The sequence below is a fragment of the Pseudarthrobacter siccitolerans genome (assembly GCF_001046895.1).
GTDB classification, from domain to species: Bacteria; Actinomycetota; Actinomycetes; order Actinomycetales; family Micrococcaceae; genus Arthrobacter; species Arthrobacter siccitolerans.
This window is the reverse complement of the sequence record NZ_CAQI01000024.1, coordinates 53785-68747: the sequence shown is the minus strand read 5'-3', so window position 1 is coordinate 68747 and position 14963 is coordinate 53785. Positions and strand designations below refer to the sequence as shown.

General features: G+C 65.9%; 13 protein-coding genes and 1 tRNA gene. 10 read left to right on the top strand and 4 right to left on the bottom strand.

Annotated elements, in window-relative coordinates; translation table 11 throughout:
* Positions 1-8 precede the first annotated feature (8 nt).
* From ARTSIC4J27_RS00350 to ARTSIC4J27_RS00335, 4 genes are read left to right on the top strand one after another with little or no spacing between them, the layout of a single operon-like run.
* The gene (locus ARTSIC4J27_RS00350) at positions 9-740 is read left to right on the top strand and encodes a cupin domain-containing protein (RefSeq protein ID WP_050053250.1); all 732 of its coding nucleotides are present in this window, start codon (positions 9-11) and stop codon (positions 738-740) included.
* A complete protein-coding gene (locus tag ARTSIC4J27_RS00345; protein ID WP_050053223.1) occupies positions 737-1795 on the top strand; it encodes a LacI family DNA-binding transcriptional regulator in 1059 nt (352 codons plus the stop codon). The genes ARTSIC4J27_RS00350 and ARTSIC4J27_RS00345 overlap by 4 nt, the downstream gene beginning before the upstream one ends.
* Positions 1792-2274 (top strand): cation:proton antiporter regulatory subunit, encoded by a 483-nt coding sequence (locus ARTSIC4J27_RS00340; protein ID WP_050053222.1) that lies wholly within the window; start codon positions 1792-1794, stop codon positions 2272-2274. The genes ARTSIC4J27_RS00345 and ARTSIC4J27_RS00340 overlap by 4 nt, the downstream gene beginning before the upstream one ends.
* A gap of 5 nt (positions 2275-2279) precedes the next feature.
* Positions 2280-3461, top strand: a complete 1182-nt coding sequence (locus ARTSIC4J27_RS00335; protein ID WP_050053221.1) for a cation:proton antiporter — start codon at positions 2280-2282, stop codon at positions 3459-3461.
* A 32-nt stretch (positions 3462-3493) separates the two neighbouring features.
* Here the strand turns inward: ARTSIC4J27_RS00335 and dcd are convergent, their stop codons facing one another.
* Positions 3494-4069, bottom strand: coding sequence for a dCTP deaminase (dcd, locus tag ARTSIC4J27_RS00330; protein ID WP_050053220.1), 576 nt, complete (start codon positions 4067-4069; stop codon positions 3494-3496).
* Between the two features lie 133 nt (positions 4070-4202).
* Between dcd and ARTSIC4J27_RS00325 the strand changes: the two genes are divergently transcribed.
* Entirely contained in the window at positions 4203-5945 is a 1743-nt protein-coding gene (locus ARTSIC4J27_RS00325; RefSeq protein WP_235436465.1) for a CAP domain-containing protein, read from the top strand.
* A gap of 3 nt (positions 5946-5948) precedes the next feature.
* Here ARTSIC4J27_RS00325 and ARTSIC4J27_RS00320 read toward each other — a convergent pair whose 3' ends face one another.
* On the bottom strand, positions 5949-6410 hold the full coding sequence (locus ARTSIC4J27_RS00320) for an SRPBCC family protein (RefSeq protein WP_050053219.1): 462 nt from the start codon (positions 6408-6410) through the stop codon (positions 5949-5951).
* Positions 6411-6642: 232 nt separating this feature from the next.
* Here ARTSIC4J27_RS00320 and ARTSIC4J27_RS00315 point away from each other — a divergent pair.
* The 3 genes from ARTSIC4J27_RS00315 to ARTSIC4J27_RS00310 all read left to right on the top strand — a co-directional run bounded on the left by ARTSIC4J27_RS00315 (position 6643) and on the right by ARTSIC4J27_RS00310 (position 8142).
* Positions 6643-6716 (top strand) — tRNA-Gly (locus ARTSIC4J27_RS00315).
* A gap of 134 nt (positions 6717-6850) precedes the next feature.
* Positions 6851-6991: a hypothetical protein gene (locus ARTSIC4J27_RS22860; protein WP_167344651.1), complete on the top strand. Its 141-nt coding sequence runs from the start codon at positions 6851-6853 to the stop codon at positions 6989-6991.
* Positions 6988-8142, top strand: a complete 1155-nt coding sequence (locus ARTSIC4J27_RS00310) for a N(5)-(carboxyethyl)ornithine synthase (RefSeq protein WP_050053218.1) — start codon at positions 6988-6990, stop codon at positions 8140-8142. Before ARTSIC4J27_RS22860 ends, ARTSIC4J27_RS00310 begins: the two co-directional genes overlap by 4 nt.
* A 7-nt stretch (positions 8143-8149) precedes the next feature.
* On the opposite strand, the gene ARTSIC4J27_RS00305 is transcribed toward ARTSIC4J27_RS00310, so the two are convergent.
* Complete coding sequence (locus ARTSIC4J27_RS00305) at positions 8150-9532, bottom strand: MFS transporter (protein WP_050053217.1); 1383 nt, start codon at positions 9530-9532, stop codon at positions 8150-8152.
* Between the two features lie 144 nt (positions 9533-9676).
* Here ARTSIC4J27_RS00305 and ARTSIC4J27_RS00300 point away from each other — a divergent pair, with 144 nt between their 5' ends.
* Both ARTSIC4J27_RS00300 and ARTSIC4J27_RS00295 read left to right on the top strand, forming a co-directional pair.
* Positions 9677-10531, top strand: a complete 855-nt coding sequence (locus tag ARTSIC4J27_RS00300) for a LysR family transcriptional regulator (protein ID WP_050053216.1) — start codon at positions 9677-9679, stop codon at positions 10529-10531.
* Positions 10532-10753: 222 nt separating this feature from the next.
* Entirely contained in the window at positions 10754-11071 is a 318-nt protein-coding gene (locus ARTSIC4J27_RS00295; protein ID WP_050053215.1) for a hypothetical protein, read from the top strand.
* An 87-nt stretch (positions 11072-11158) separates the two neighbouring features.
* Here the strand turns inward: ARTSIC4J27_RS00295 and ARTSIC4J27_RS00290 are convergent, their stop codons facing one another.
* Positions 11159-14674, bottom strand: a complete 3516-nt coding sequence (locus ARTSIC4J27_RS00290) for a bifunctional proline dehydrogenase/L-glutamate gamma-semialdehyde dehydrogenase (RefSeq protein ID WP_200900724.1) — start codon at positions 14672-14674, stop codon at positions 11159-11161.
* Positions 14675-14963 lie beyond the last annotated feature (289 nt).

Here is a 14963-nt window from a genome sequence, read left to right as displayed (position 1 = left end):
CCAGGCCAGTGAACACCGCCCCAGCTCCCGGCTTCCCCGGCGGCACCGCGGTGACCGGACTGCGCGTTTATGACTGGGAAGCTGCCGATGGCCTCTGTGGCGGCTCCCCGCATGTGCACACCGTCTCGTCCGAGGCCTACCTGGTCACGGCCGGGACGGGCCGGGTGGACACCATCAGCATGGACGGCGCCGCAGAGCACCCCCTGGCCTTGGGATCGCTGCTGTGGTTCAGCCCAGGAACCGTTCACCGGCTGATTAACACTGGCGGGCTCACGCTGCATGTTGTGATGTCCAATGCCGGCCTGCCGGAAGCCGGCGACGCCGTCCTGACCTTCCCGCGGCACATCCTGGAAGACCCGGTCCTGTACGCAGGGCACGCCACTCTGCCCCGCGACGCAGGCCAGCCGGCCGCCGCTGCCGCTGCGCGCCGCCGTCGTGACCTTGCCCTGGAAGGATACGAGGAGCTGCGCACCTCCGTGCTCCGGGAGGGGCCGGAGGCGCTGCTGGAGTTCCACCGGCTGGCCGCGGCCCTGGTCCGCCCCAGTGTGGAACGCTGGAAACAGATCTGGGCGGCGAACGTCCGGAAACAGATGGAAACAACAGGGAAGGCGCTGGACGACCTGGGGGCCGGCTCCGCTGCCTCCATGGCGGCAGCGGCGGTGATGCGCGCTCAGCAGCGTCCGCAGGAGGGCCTTGGTATGTGCGGCCGTCTGACCACGTGGGAAGACTCCAGGCTGTGACGCCGTTATCTGCCGACGCACCGCAACCCGCCCGGGCCGCCACCATCTATGAGGTGGCGCAGCTGGCCGGGGTATCGCACCAGACCGTCTCGCGGTACATGGCCGACCGTTCCAAGCTGAAGGCATCAACGTCCGAAAAGGTGGCGCGGGCCATGGCGGAACTGAACTACACGCCCAACCTCACTGCCCGTTCACTGCGGACGAAATCAACGTACAGGCTGCTGGCCCTCGTCCCGGGCGCTTTCCCCTACTTTCCGTCCCGGATGGTCGAAGGCGCGGCCGCCAGCGCCCGGGCGGCCGGCTACCAGCTCGACGTCGTCGCCCTGGAGGGAACGGGCCCGGAACGCACGGCCAGGCTGCGCAGCATTCTCGACGGCGGCCCCTTCGCCGGAGCCCTGTCCTTTGTGCCCCTTGCAGGCGCGGACCTCCTCCAGGCACAGGAGCGCATCCCCGTGGTGGTGGCCGGGGACTACGACGACAGGATGCGCGGCCAGGGCAGGATCTCCGACGGTTCGGCGGCTCGGGCCATCATTGCCCACCTCGCCGGCCTCGGACACCGCCGGATCGCCCACATCGCGGGACCACAGGAATGGCCATCCGCCCGCAACCGCCTGGCCGTCTACCGCCAGGCGGTCAGCGAAGCGGGCGTTGAGGATGGGGGCGCCATTGAAACTGGGTGGAGCTCCGCGTCCGGCTACCAAGCGGCGCGGACCCTGATGGCCGATTCCTCCATCACAGCCATCTTCGCCGCCAACGACCACCTTGCCATTGGAGCCATGCGCGCCCTTCACGACCTTGGTTTCAGCGTTCCCGGGGACGTCAGCGTCGTGGGATGGGACGACCATCCCGAAGCCGCGTTCCTGGTGCCGTCGCTGACCACCGTGCACATGGATCTGGAGGCCGAAGGAAGCCGCGGCATGCTGCAGCTCCTCGCGGCGCTGACTCCCGATGCTCCTGCGGTCCCGGAGCCCGGCCCCGCGGGAATGCGGCTGGTCCTGCGGGAATCCTCAGGACCAGCCCCAACCGCTCCGCGGGAGACTAGGCTGGAATTATGAACGTGGATGATACGAACCTTCCGGGCCTTGGCCGGCGGAAGGATTTTATGACGGCTTCCGGCCGCCGGATCGGCGTGGTGGAGTTGCGGGAAGGCCAGACGGAACTCATCGTTTCCACCTGGGATGATCCCGATACCTGCCAGGCGTCAATCCCCTTGACCGCGGAAGAGGCAGCAACCCTTGGCAACCTGCTGGGCGGGCAGCACCTCGCCATGAAGCTGACCGAGGAGCACAAGGATGTTCCCGGCATCGTCACCCGGCAGTTCTCCATCGCGCCGGGATCCCCGTTCCAGAACCAGCCCATGGGGAAAGCCTGCATCCGCACCCGCTGCGGTGTCTCCATTGTGGCGATCATGCGCGAAGGCGAGGTGCTCCCCTCGCCGGGACCCGACGTCGTACTCCACACCGGTGACCTGCTTGTTGCCGTGGGCACGCAGGAAGGCCTCGATTCGGCGGCCGATATCCTCCGTAACGGATAGACGCCATGGACCCGTTGGCCCTGACCCTCATTGAACTGGGGGCCGTTGTGTTCTGCCTCGGCCTTTTGGCCAGGCTGGCCGGACGGATCGGAATGTCGCCCATCCCGCTGTATCTGTTGGGCGGGCTGGCCTTCGGGGCCGGCGGGATCGTCAAGCTCGAAGGTATGCACGAGTTTGCACACCTTTCCGGGGAAATCGGTGTAATCCTGCTGCTGCTTATGCTCGGGCTGGAATATACGGCCGCCGAGCTTTTCACCGGGCTGCGCCGCTCCTGGCAGGCCGGCGTGCTGGACCTGGTGCTGAACTTCCTGCCCGGCGCGGTTCTTGCCCTGTTCCTCGGTTGGGGCGGCGTAGGGGCCATGGTGATGGGCGGCGTCACCTACATCTCCTCCTCGGGAATCGCAGCCAAGGTCATCACCGACCTGGGCCGGCTGGGTAACCGCGAGACGCCCGTTGTGCTGTCCATCCTGGTGTTCGAAGACCTGGCCATGGCCGTTTATCTGCCCATCCTTACGGCCACGCTTGCCGGCGTAAGCTTCCTTGGCGGCCTCACCACCGTGGGCATCGCGCTGGCCGTGGTGAGCCTGGTGCTGATGGTGGCGCTGCGGCACGGGCACCGGGTGTCGAAGGCCGTGCACAGCGAAAACTCGGAAGTCTTCCTCCTGAACGTCCTGGGCGCGGCCCTGCTGGTTGCCGGCATCGCATCGGCCATGCAGGTGTCTGCGGCCGTTGGAGCCTTTATGCTCGGCATCGCCATCTCGGGCGCCACCGCGCACAACGCCACACGGATCCTGGAGCCGCTGCGGGATCTGTTTGCCGCCATCTTTTTTGTGGCGTTCGGGTTGAACACCGATCCCACGTCCATCCCGCCGGTGCTCGGCTGGGCCCTGGTGCTCGCCGTCATTACCGCGGCCACCAAAATGCTGACCGGCATCTGGGCTGCTAAGCAGGCTGGTATCGCACGCCCGGGCCGCCTCCGTGCCGGAGCGGCGCTGATTGCCCGCGGGGAATTCTCGATCGTGATTGCGGGACTGGCGGTGGCCAGCGGCGCCGTCACTGATGAGCTTGCTGCCTTGGCCACTGCCTACGTGCTGCTGATGGCCGTTGTTGGCCCACTCGCCGCCCGCTACGTTGAGCCGCTGGTCAAGCCCTTGCTGCGGCCTGTGGGCCTGGCTGCGAAAGCGTAGGTTGCCGTCCCGTACTGGATGTCCGTGCGGTACTAGATCTCAGTACGGTGGAAGTTCAGGTGGCTCCGGCTGGCAGTGGGTCCTCGCTGGCCCTGGTAGCGGTTGCCGTAATCGCCCTGGCCGTAGGGGTAGGCCGCAGCCGAGGTGAGGCGGAAAAAGCACAGCTGGCCGATTTTCATACCCGGCCACAGCTTGATGGGCAGCGTGGCCATGTTGGAAAGTTCCAGCGTCACGTGGCCCGAGAAGCCGGGGTCGATGAACCCGGCAGTGGAGTGCGTCAGCAGCCCAAGCCGCCCCAGCGAGGACTTGCCTTCGAGGCGGGCGGCGATGTCATCCGGCAGGGTGACGGTCTCGTAGGTTGAGCCAAGGACGAACTCCCCGGGGTGCAGGATGAAGGGTTCGTCCTGCTCCACCTCCACCAGGCGCGTCAGTTCAGGCTGCTCTTCGGCGGGATCGATGTGCGCGTACTTGTGGTTGTCGAACAGGCGGAAGAACTTATCGATGCGCACATCCACGGACGACGGCTGGACCATCGCGGGATCGTACGGTTCAAGAACGATCCGCTGGGAGTCTATTTCGGCACGAATATCGCGGTCAGAGATCAGCACCGTCCCAAATTACCGTATCGGTTATCCACAGCCACATTCTTTCGTTGTTGCTGTAGCCCGGTGGGGCTAATGTTGCCTCAGTGATTAAGGCGCCGGATGGTCTCCCGGATGGCCCAACAGAGCTGGGGATGTTGTGAATAAATTGGTGGCGCCCGGTTTTCTTGGCGTGCTCTGCGTTATAGCGCTGGTCTCCTCGTCCGCGGGCGTCCTGCCCGCGCCGCTGCCGGCGGGCCCGCCTGCCGCCGCGGCCGGCGTGACGTTGGGCCCGGTAACAGTCGACGGCGGTGGGGGCCTTCCCGGCGAGAGCTCACTTTTGTCCCGGCTCACCCCCGCCGTGGACCCGGACATCAGGCCGGCCTCGCCATCCACAGCGCCGACGGTGCTGACGCAGCCTGCCGCAGTTCAACAAGGAACCGTTCAACAGGATCCCGGGCAGATCGATGGTGCCGCATCCTCTACCGGGGCGCCGGCGGCGCCCGCGCCCGCCACCACGGCACCGCAACCCGCCCCCGAAATTCCCTGGATTCCACCGCTCTGGGCACCCGATGAAGAACTTGCATCGCCCTCACCCACCCGGCTGACGGCCCCCGAATCCCTGAGCTCCGCCCCCGCGACGGAGGCCCTGGTCCCGGACAGCAACGCAGCGGCAATCCTCACCGTGTTCAACAGAATCAACGAATACCGGGCATCCAAGGGCCTGAACCCGGTGAAGTACCATCCCACGGTGGCGGGGCTTGCACAGGAATGGTCGGACAACATTGCCTCACGCGAGGTAATCGAGCACCGTGCCTCGTTCTGGACCGATCCCCGCGCCATGAACCCCAACAACGGCGCCGGGGAAGTCATTGCCATCCGCACGGACCGGGATGCGGCACTGCTGGTGGAATGGTGGAAGGGGTCCCCCGGCCACAACGCCATGCTGCTCGATCCGCGCTTCAACGTGATGGGCGCCGGAATCTCCTACACCAACTCCACGTACCAGATCTGGGGCGTGGTCAACTTCTTCGGCTACACCACGCTTCCTGCCGGGACCGTGAACTCACCCGGCGGCGCGGCGTCCGGCCCTGCGTTCCCGCCACCGCCGCCGAGCTTGTGTGACGCCCCGGTCCGGCACATGCCGCCCACGCTTGACCTCTCCGCCGCAGCCATCAAGGGGCCCGGGGACCTGGTGACCGTTGATTCAACCGGGCAGCTCCTGGCCCGCGCCTCCACCGGTGCACGCACCTTCGCAGCAGCCAAGGTGATCGGATCCGGCTTCGCGGGCGCAAAGGAAGTCTTCACCAGGGACTGGGACCGGGACGGCGCCTTTGATCTCCTGACGCAGTGGACCAACGGAACCCTGACCCTGCACCGCGGCATCGCCACCGGAGGGTTCCAGGCCCCCGTTACCCTCGGGAACGGCGGGTGGGACACGCTGACCCTCGCGGTGGGCGGCTGGTGCGCCAACAACAGGCTTCCCCAGATTCTTGCCCTGGACGGTTCCGGAAACCTGTACCTGTACCCGAACAGGGGCACGGGCGACCTCTCGCAGCGGACGCTGGTAGGCGCCATCGGTACCGCGCGGAAGTTGTCCATGGTGGACTACGACGCCGACGGGTTCCAGGACCTGCTGGCGGTCCGTGCCGATGGATCAGTCCAGCTCTACCGCGGCTGGGGCACCACCGCTCTGCGGGCCGAGACCAGGGCCACTGTCGCTACCGGCTGGGGCGACGTTACCGGCATCCGGCCGCTCAAGGACGTTACGGCGCTGAACTCCACAGGCCTTGCCCTGCGCCGGGCCAACGATGTTGTGCAGTACTGGGACCTGACCTCGGGAAGCCTCGCATCGCCGTCGGCCATTGCCGGCCCCTGGACCGGGCAGCGGCTGGCGCAGTAGCGGCTAGAAGGCCGGTTGGAGTTCCAGAACGTCTTTGAGGCGGTCCAGCTGGGCCACCTCGGCGCAGAGGCTGCGCTGGAGCATCCTGTTCAGGAAGCCAAGCCTGTTCAGGACTCCCAGCGGTCCTTCAGGCTGGGCTTCAAGGGCAAAGCGGACCCGCGTCCCTGCGGTTTCGGTGCTCAGGTAATAGCCGCCGGACCGGTTGGCAGGGCCGGACGTGACCTGGAACTGGATTTCGGCGCCGGGCCGGGCGCTGGTGATTTCCAGGTCGGCAGGGATGCTGAGGCCTGAGCGGCCCGCCACCATCTGGCGGTACACGGCACCCTTGGTCCCCTCGGATCCGTCCACCAGCTTGACCCTGCGGACACCGTCCCGCCACAACGGAAGATTGGTGGCATCGAGCAGGTACAGGTACACAGCCATGGCGTCACGCCGGATGAGGACCTCATGCTCTGCGAATGCCATCGGGATCTTTCGTGGTTGACGTCGGCCTGCCGCGCAGCTGCACCCCCCGGCACCGCAGCTACCGGATCAGGTTAGCCAGCGCTCCACATCCCCACCTAGCCAGCGCCGGGGACGTTATTGAAGAGTTACTGGATGACGTCCAGGTGAACGGACACGCGCCGCTCACCTGCCGCTTGAACGGCCCGCCGGCACATCTGCGCTAAGCTATGTTCTGCCCCTGAAACGGGGCATTGCGGCTGTAGCTCAATGGTAGAGCGCTAGCTTCCCAAGCTTGATACGCGGGTTCGATTCCCGTCAGCCGCTCCACTTTCCGCCCGTCTCCCATGCCCGGGCCTTCCTGTGCGGCTGCTGCCGATCCTTCCCCACCCCCCGGAGCCATTAGGTACCCGGGTGTATGGTCAGAGGTCAGGAACCTCTTCGGTTCCGCTACAGGAGCAAACATGGCTGACAAGTCCCCGCGTCAAGCAGCATCCAAAAAGTCCGGCAAGTCCATCAAGGAAAAGCGCGCAGACAAGAAGGCCGCCGCGGCGCCGGCCAGCTCCCTGGACATCACGTCCAGCAAGGCCGCCAAAAAGAAGTGACGGACGGCGGCAACACACTGACCCTGGGCGTCCTGGCTTCCACTCGAAAGCCTGCCGAGCGCCGGCTCCCCATCCATCCGCTGCACTTCGAGCGCATCGAACCTGAAGTGCGGCGGAACATCATCCTTGAGCAGGGCTACGGCGAGCGCTTCGGGATCTCCGACGCGCACCTGTCCACCCTGGTGGGCAGGATGGCGGGGCGCGAGGAACTGCTGGCCAGTGCCGACGTCGTACTCCTGCCCAAGCCGCAGCCGGAAGATCTCGCCGAACTGCGGGACGGGCAAGTCCTCTGGGGCTGGCCGCACTGCGTACAGGACCGCGCCATCACCCAGTTGGCCATTGACAAGAAGCTGACTCTGATCGCCTTTGAGGCCATGAACCACTGGGCGAGCGATGGGGGTTTCGGCCTTCACGTCTTCCACAAGAACAACGAGCTGGCAGGCTACTGTTCAGTGCTGCACGCGCTGGCCCTGACCGGTTCCACCGGCGATTACGGGCGGCGTCTCAGCGCTGTGGTGATCGGTTTCGGGGCCACCGCCCGGGGCGCCGTGACAGCGTTGAACGCCCACGGCATTCACGATGTCCAGGTCCTGACCAACCGTGGCGTGGCCGCCGTCGGCGCCCCCATCCATTCGGTCAACATTGTCCAGTTCGATCACGACGACGAAGCGCCGTTCCTGAGCCAGGTCATCACTGAAAGGGGCCGGGTTCCCCTCGCGCCTTTCCTTGCCGAGAGCGACATCGTGGTCAACTGCACGCTGCAGGACCCCAACAATCCCCTCACCTACTTACAGACGGACGATCTCGCCGCCTTCGCACCCGGCAGCCTGATCGTCGATGTGTCCTGCGATGAAGGGATGGGGTTCAGCTGGGCCAGGTCCACCACATTCGCGGACCCGGTGTTCACCGTTGGTGACCACATCACCTACTACGCGGTGGACCACAGCCCGTCGTATCTGTGGAACTCCGCCACATGGGAGATCAGCCAGGGCCTGCTGCCGTTCCTGGCCACCGTGATGGACGGCCCGGAAGCCTGGGCGCAGAACGACACCATCGCCCGGGCCATCGAGATCCGCGACGGAGTAATCCGGAACAAGGACGTCCTGGAGTTCCAGAAGCGGGAAGAGGCCTACCCGCACGCGGCTCGGTAATCCCCGTCTAAGCCGCCGCCTTGCTGACGATGCTCACGGGGTGGCGGCGGTCCTTGAGGCTGACCCTCAGTAGCAGCGAGCCCTTCCGGGCCAGAATAATGGCGACCGTCAGGGCGGCGAGCGCCGGGACTCCCCCGGCCACCAGCAGTGCAGCGTGCGGGCTGGCGTGCTCGGACAGCCAGCCGAGCATCGGCCCGCCGATAGCCTGGCCGCCGATCAGCACCATGATGTACAGGCTCATGACGCGGCCGCGGATCCTCATGTTCGAGCTCACCTGGACCAGCTGGTTGGAACCGGTCAGGAACATCAGGCACCAGAATCCGGACAGCACCATCACGGCACCGAACACGGGCATGGACGGCGCGATGGCCGCAAGGCAGAGCATGACGCCGTACATCCCGGCGCAGAACACCACGGAGCGGAGCCGCAGCTGCCTCCGCCGGGTTGACGCGACTGCGCCGGCGAACGCTCCAAGCGCGACGAGTGCATTCAGTAATCCGTACCCTCCGGCACCCACGTCGAAGATGTGGTCGGCAAAGGCGGCCAGCACCACGGGCAGGCTCATTGCGAACACTGCAATGAATCCCGCCATCAGCCACGGCCAGTAGATGGTGGGTTTGCTGAGGGCATAGCTCAGACCTTCCCGCAGCATCCCTTTGCTCTTCGGGGCGGGGGCACTGACGAACAACTTATCCTTCCGCAGGATCAGCAGCATGGCCACTGTGGAGCAGCAGGCGAGGGCGTTGCCCGCGAAGGCCCACCCCGCCCCCACCGCGGTCAGCAGCCACCCGGCAAGGGCAGGGCCGATCAGGCCTCCCAGCTGGAAAGTGGTGGAGTTGACGCTTATCGCGTTGCGCAGGTACTTGGGGCCCACCAGTTCGTTGACGAACACCTGCCGGGCCGGCTGGTCCAGCACTGTGACCAGGCCGAGGACCAGCGCGATGACGTAGACGTGCCACACCTCAACGGTTCCCGCCAGGGCAAGGACGGCAAGGGCCGCAGCCAGGAGTGCGGCCATGCTTTGACACAGGATGAGGATCTTCCGCTTGGCGAACCGGTCGGCCACCATGCCGCCCCAGGGCCCGAGCAGGAGCGAGGGCAGGAACTGCAGCGCCACGGTGATCCCCACGGCGGTCACCGATCCGGAAAGCTGCAGCACCATCCAGTCCTGGGCAATGCGCTGCATCCAGATGGCGATGACGGCAATGAAGTGCCCGATCGCGAAGATCCTGAAATTGGCGACCTTCAGCGAGATGAACGTGTGCTTCCAGGGAAGGCGTTCGGGGACGACGGCGAGGGGCTGGGTCTGGTGGTCGCGCGGCGGTGCGGAGGCTGCTGAGTCGATGACGGGCTGGGTGACGGTAGCCGATGACGGCGGTGGGGGTGCCACAGGAGTGTCCTCAAATTGCGGTCGGTCCGGGATGTCGTTAACGCTAGGCTGGAACCACGGGATTATGGAGACCTATCGTCCCTATAACTCGTATTGCAAACCGCAATGATGCCTGCATCCGCACTCATGCCACTGGAGTCCTAAGTGTTTGAACCAGCCCAGCTGCGGTCCTTCCTGGCGGTTGCCGAAACCCTCAGCTTCACCAAGGCGGCCGAACGGCTGGGCCTGGCCCAACCCACCGTCAGCCAGCACGTCCGCAAGCTGGAAACCGCGGCCAAGCGGGTCCTCATCACGCGGGACACACGGGATGTCCGGCTCACCGACAACGGCGATGCGATGGCAGGGTTTGCCCGGAACATCCTCTCCGCCCACGACGCTGCCGCCCGGTACTTCTCGGGTTCTGCCATGCGGGGCCGGCTGCGCTTTGGCACCGCCGATGATCTTGCCATCACGGGCCTGCCGCGGATCCTTCGCGAATTCCGGCAGATCTATCCGCAGATCAACCTGGAACTGACCGTTGGCCAAAGTGACCAGCTCTACCGGAAACTCAACGCGGGCCAACTGGACCTTGTCTTTGTGAAGTGGGTGGCCGGAGCCAAGGACGGCACCGTGGTCGAGCATGACTCATTTTCCTGGGTAGGGCAGGAGCAGACCGTGCTTGAACCCGGGGCGCCGGTCCCGCTGATCGCCTACCCCTCGCCCAGCCTGAGCCGGAAACTGGCTATCGACGCCCTGGAATCCCACGGCAGGACCTGGCGCATCACCTGCACCACGCGCCAGATCAGCGGCGTGCTTGCCGCGGTCCGCGCCGGCATCGGAGTGGCCGTGATGCCGTCGTCCCTGGTGCCCGAGGACCTGAAGATCATCACCCGCCGCTTTGACCTGCCGGCGGTGGGCGACGTTGACTTCACCCTGATCCGGAACCCGCTGGCCAACTCCGAAGTCATCGATGCGCTGACGCAGTCCATCGTGGGAAGAACCATCAACCGTCCCGCCTAGGCAGCTTCAACACGATTCAGCCCCGCTGGGAGGAACGGTAAGCGGGCAGCCCGCAAATGCCGCACTAATCGCCCATGCCCGGCTTCCGCGTGCTTATTTTTTCATTGATCCCGGAAGGCCGCATCGCCTATGCTGGTTTTCCCAGGGTCAAGCAGATGGCCGGTTCACTAACACGAGCATGCTCCTGCGTGCCAGGTTCCACGTGCTCGGGACAGGCAGCCAATGACGACAGCCCGGAACACCCATCTCAACTCCACCCACGCGCGTCCGCATAACACAGCGCGTCCAGCCGCCACCCGCAGCTCAACACTCGGCGCCGGCATCGCCACCACGGACACCGGATATGTGGGCAAGCCTACCTGCGACACATGCCGCACCGATGAATTTATCTACCTCGAGTCCTATATCCCCCCGACCTACCGGCGGGACGGCAACGTCGCCACTTTGGGCGAAGTTGCTTACACCTGCACGCATTGCGAACAGTTCTCCGCCCACAGCGTTCCCGTGACCTGGACACCCCCGGGGTGGTACCTGGGCTAGGTATCGACAGGCTCAACCAACAGCACAACAGAAGGCCGGCAGCCACCGCAAGGTGGCCGCCGGCCTTCTGTCTTCCCTGCAAAGAATCTAGATCAGGGTGTCCGAGAGGTGGTTGGGTGTGCCGAACCGGTGGGCCGTGATGCTGACGGCCTGCTCATGCAGGAACGGCAGCAGCTCAACGCGCCCGGCCTCGGTGACCGCGTGGGCGTAGACGGCCAGATCGGGGCGGCCGCCCGTTGCCTTCGCCAGGGCACCGGCGTCACCGCCGATCAGGCGGATCCGCGCTCCGGACAGCTTGCCTGCCGTGGCGAGGCGTTCGGCAGAAGCCAGCCACTCGGCGTCGGACTCCACCGTCACTTCAATGTCCAGTGCCGTCAGCACCGGGCGAAGCTGCGCAGGAAGTCCGACGGCGGAGGACACCGTCAGTGCCGAACCCGCCAGGACGCCGGCGGCTACCGTCCGGACCAGGTGCGCCAGCGGCGCACCTTCGGAGAGCCGCACAGTGACGGGCAGGCTCCGGTAGCGGAAGATGTTGCGCTCCGCGCTGAGGCCGGAAACGTCCTTTGCGGTGCCGAATTCCTCGGCCCAGGCCTGGGCATCCGATGCCAGCGCCCGCTGCACGGACTCCAGCTCGGCAGGCTCCAGCGCTGCACCGGCGGCGTTGATGATCCGGCGGACTCCGGGGTTGGTAACAGCGGCGTCAGCGGTGCTGGCGGCCGGGGTCCAGTCGCCCAGGCCGGCCAGGTAGTTGGGCCCGCCTGCCTTGGTCCCGGCGCCGACAGCTGACTTCTTCCAGCCGCCGAACGGCTGGCGCTGCACGATGGCGCCGGTGATACCGCGGTTCACGTACAAGTTTCCGGCCTGGATGGAGTCCAGCCAGGTTCGGAGCTCCTCGGAGTTCAGGGAATGCAGGCCAGCGGTGAGGCCGTACTCGATCTGGTTTTGGATGGCGATGGCCTCTTCGAGCGTGTCGGCGGTCATCACGCCGAGCACCGGCCCGAAGAATTCGGTCAGGTGGAAGTAGGAACCGCGCTTGACGCCGTAGCGCACGCCCGGGCTCCAGAGCCGGCCGGTGTTGTCGAGCTTCTTCGGTTCAACCGCCCAGTTCTCGCCCTCGCCCAAGGTGGTCAGGGCGTTGAGGAGCTTGCCGTTGGCGGGCTCGATGATCGGCCCCATCTGGCTGGTGGGATCCTCCGGGTAGCCCACCTTCAGGGAGGTGACGGCGTCGATCAGCTGGTTGTGGAACCGCTTGGACTTGGCCACCGAGCCCACCAGGATCACCAGTGAGGCGGCGGAGCACTTCTGGCCGGCGTGGCCGAACGCGGAGTAGGCAACGTCCTTGGCCGCGAGGTCCAGGTCCGCGCTGGGGGTGACGATGATGGCGTTCTTGCCGCTGGTTTCGGCAAGGAGCGGCAGGTCCTGGCGGAAGGACCGGAACAGCTCGGCAGTTTCGTAGCCGCCGGTAAGGATTACGCGGTCCACGGCCGGGTGCGAGATCAGCTGCTTGCCGAGTTCACGCTCCCCCAGCTGCACCATGGTGAGCACGTCGCGCGGCACGCCGGCTTCCCACAGCGCTTCCACCATCACGGCGCCGCTGCGGGCGGCCTGCTTGGCGGGTTTGATGACGACGGCGGAGCCGGCGGCGAGTGCCGCAAGGGTGGACCCTGCCGGGATGGCGACCGGGAAGTTCCACGGCGGCGTCACAACGGTGAGCTTGGCCGGGACGAACGTGGCGCCGTCGACCGCATCCAGCTTCCGCGCGGACTCGGCGTAGTAGTGGGCAAAGTCCACGGCTTCGCTGACCTCGGGATCGCCCTGGTCGATGGTCTTGCCGGTTTCGCTGGCCATGACCTCGAGCAGGTCGGCGCGGCGGGCCTCCAGGACATCGCCCGCCCGGTGCAGGATTTCGGCGCGCTCGGCGCCTGACAGTGCACCCCAGGCTTTGCCCTTCTCCACGGCGGTCTGGATGACGGTGCTGAGGGTGGCCTCGTCCTGAACGGCAGCCGCTGCCACGGAGGCGTTGCCCAGCGTGGAGGACGGGACGCGTTTCAGGATGGCCCGGCCCCAGTCGCGGTTGGCGGGCAGGGACGGGTCGGTGTCCGGGGTGTTGTCGAAGCCCTGGTGGGACATCGGGACCGGCGGCAGGCTACGGTCCTGCCGGCGGTTCGGCAGCGGAACGGTGTTGTCCAGTGCGGCGAGCGAGGCCAGGAAGCGCTGCTTTTCACGCTCGAACAGGACCTCGTTTTCGCTCAGCTCGAAGACTGCCGACATAAAGTTGTCCTGGCTGGCCCCCTCTTCGAGCCGGCGGATCAGGTAGGCGATGGCGACGTCGAACTCGGCCGGGTGCACCACGGGCGTGTAGAGCAGCAGCGAGCCGACGTCCTTCTTGACCGCTTCGGCCTGGCCCTGCGCCATGCCCAGCAGCATTTCGAACTCGATATTCTGCTGTGCGGTATCCGCGATGCCGCGCTGCTTGGCCAGGAGCCAGGCGAAGGCGATGTCGAACAGGTTGTGGCCGGCCACGCCGATCCGGATGTTCTTGATCCGCTCCGGGTGCAGGGAGTAGTTGATGACGCTCTTGTAGCTGGTGTCCGAGTCCTGTTTGCTGCCCCAGGTGGCCAGCGGCCAGCCGTGCAGGGAGGATTCCACCTGCTCCATGGGCAGGTTGGCGCCCTTGACCACGCGCACCTTGATGGCGGCACCGCCGTTGGCCCGGCGTTCTGCCGCCCAGTCCTGCAGGCGGATCATCGCTGAGAGTGCGTCCGGGAGGTAGGCCTGGAGCACAATGCCGGCTTCCAGGTTCTTGAACTCGGGCTTGTCCAGGATCCTGGTGAAGACCGCGATGGTCATGTCCAGGTCCTTGTATTCCTCCATGTCCAGGTTGATGAACTTGGCCTTCCCGCCGTTGCGGGCGAACGAGGCGGCGCGCTGGAAGAGCGGGGTGAGCTTCTCGACGACGTGTTCCACGGCTTCGTCGAAGGCCCACGCGGAGTGCGGGGCCACCGTGGAGGAAACCTTGATGGAGACGTAGTCGACGTCGGGGCGGGCCAGCAGGGTGTGGGTGCCCTCGAGCCGGCGGGAGGCCTCATGCTCGCCGAGGACCGCTTCGCCGAGGAGGTTGACGTTGAGCTTGATGCCGTCCTTGCGGATTTTGGCGATGGCCGGACCCAGCTTGGCGTCGGTGGCGTCGACGATCAGGTGGCCCACCATCTCGCGCAGGACCTTGCGGGCGATCGGAATAACAACCTGCGGCATAACGGGGGCCATGGTGCCGCCGAGCTGGACGGCGCTGCGCATGTACCAGGGTAGGAACGCGGGGACCTTGGGTGCGAGCGCTGCCAGGTTGCGGGCAGCGACGTTCAGGTCCTCGGGACGGACCACACCGTCCACGAAGCCAACGGTGAACTCCAGGCCGTTGGGATCTTTCAGCACCCCGGCGAGCTGCTGTGCCGAGGCGTCCACCGGGACCTTGGCGGCTTCGGTGAGCCAGTGCCGGACCAGCGCTACGGCTTCCGTAGCGAGGGCTTTCGCCTGCGGCACATCAACGTCAACGGTGGTACCTGTCCCGGCTGCGGCGCCGGGCTCCATTGCAATGTGGGTCATGGCTTTTTCTCGTTCTTTCCTGTGGTTCGAGGAGGTCTTATTCATCAGTATGAGCCTGGAGTCACATAAGATAAAGCGATCTTTTCTAAGCAATACAGGTTAGAAAAGATGAAGCTTTGCCCCCAGGTCCCGTGCCCCCTCACCCACCAACGCTCCCGCACGTAGCGCTGCAAATTTCCACACGCCCTCTCACTTGATGCGGGAAAAACGGAAACGCTCTATCACCCTCCAGAGGAAGGTGATAGAGCGTCCGGGGTAAAGCGACGTCAGGTGAGAGAGCGTCCGGGTT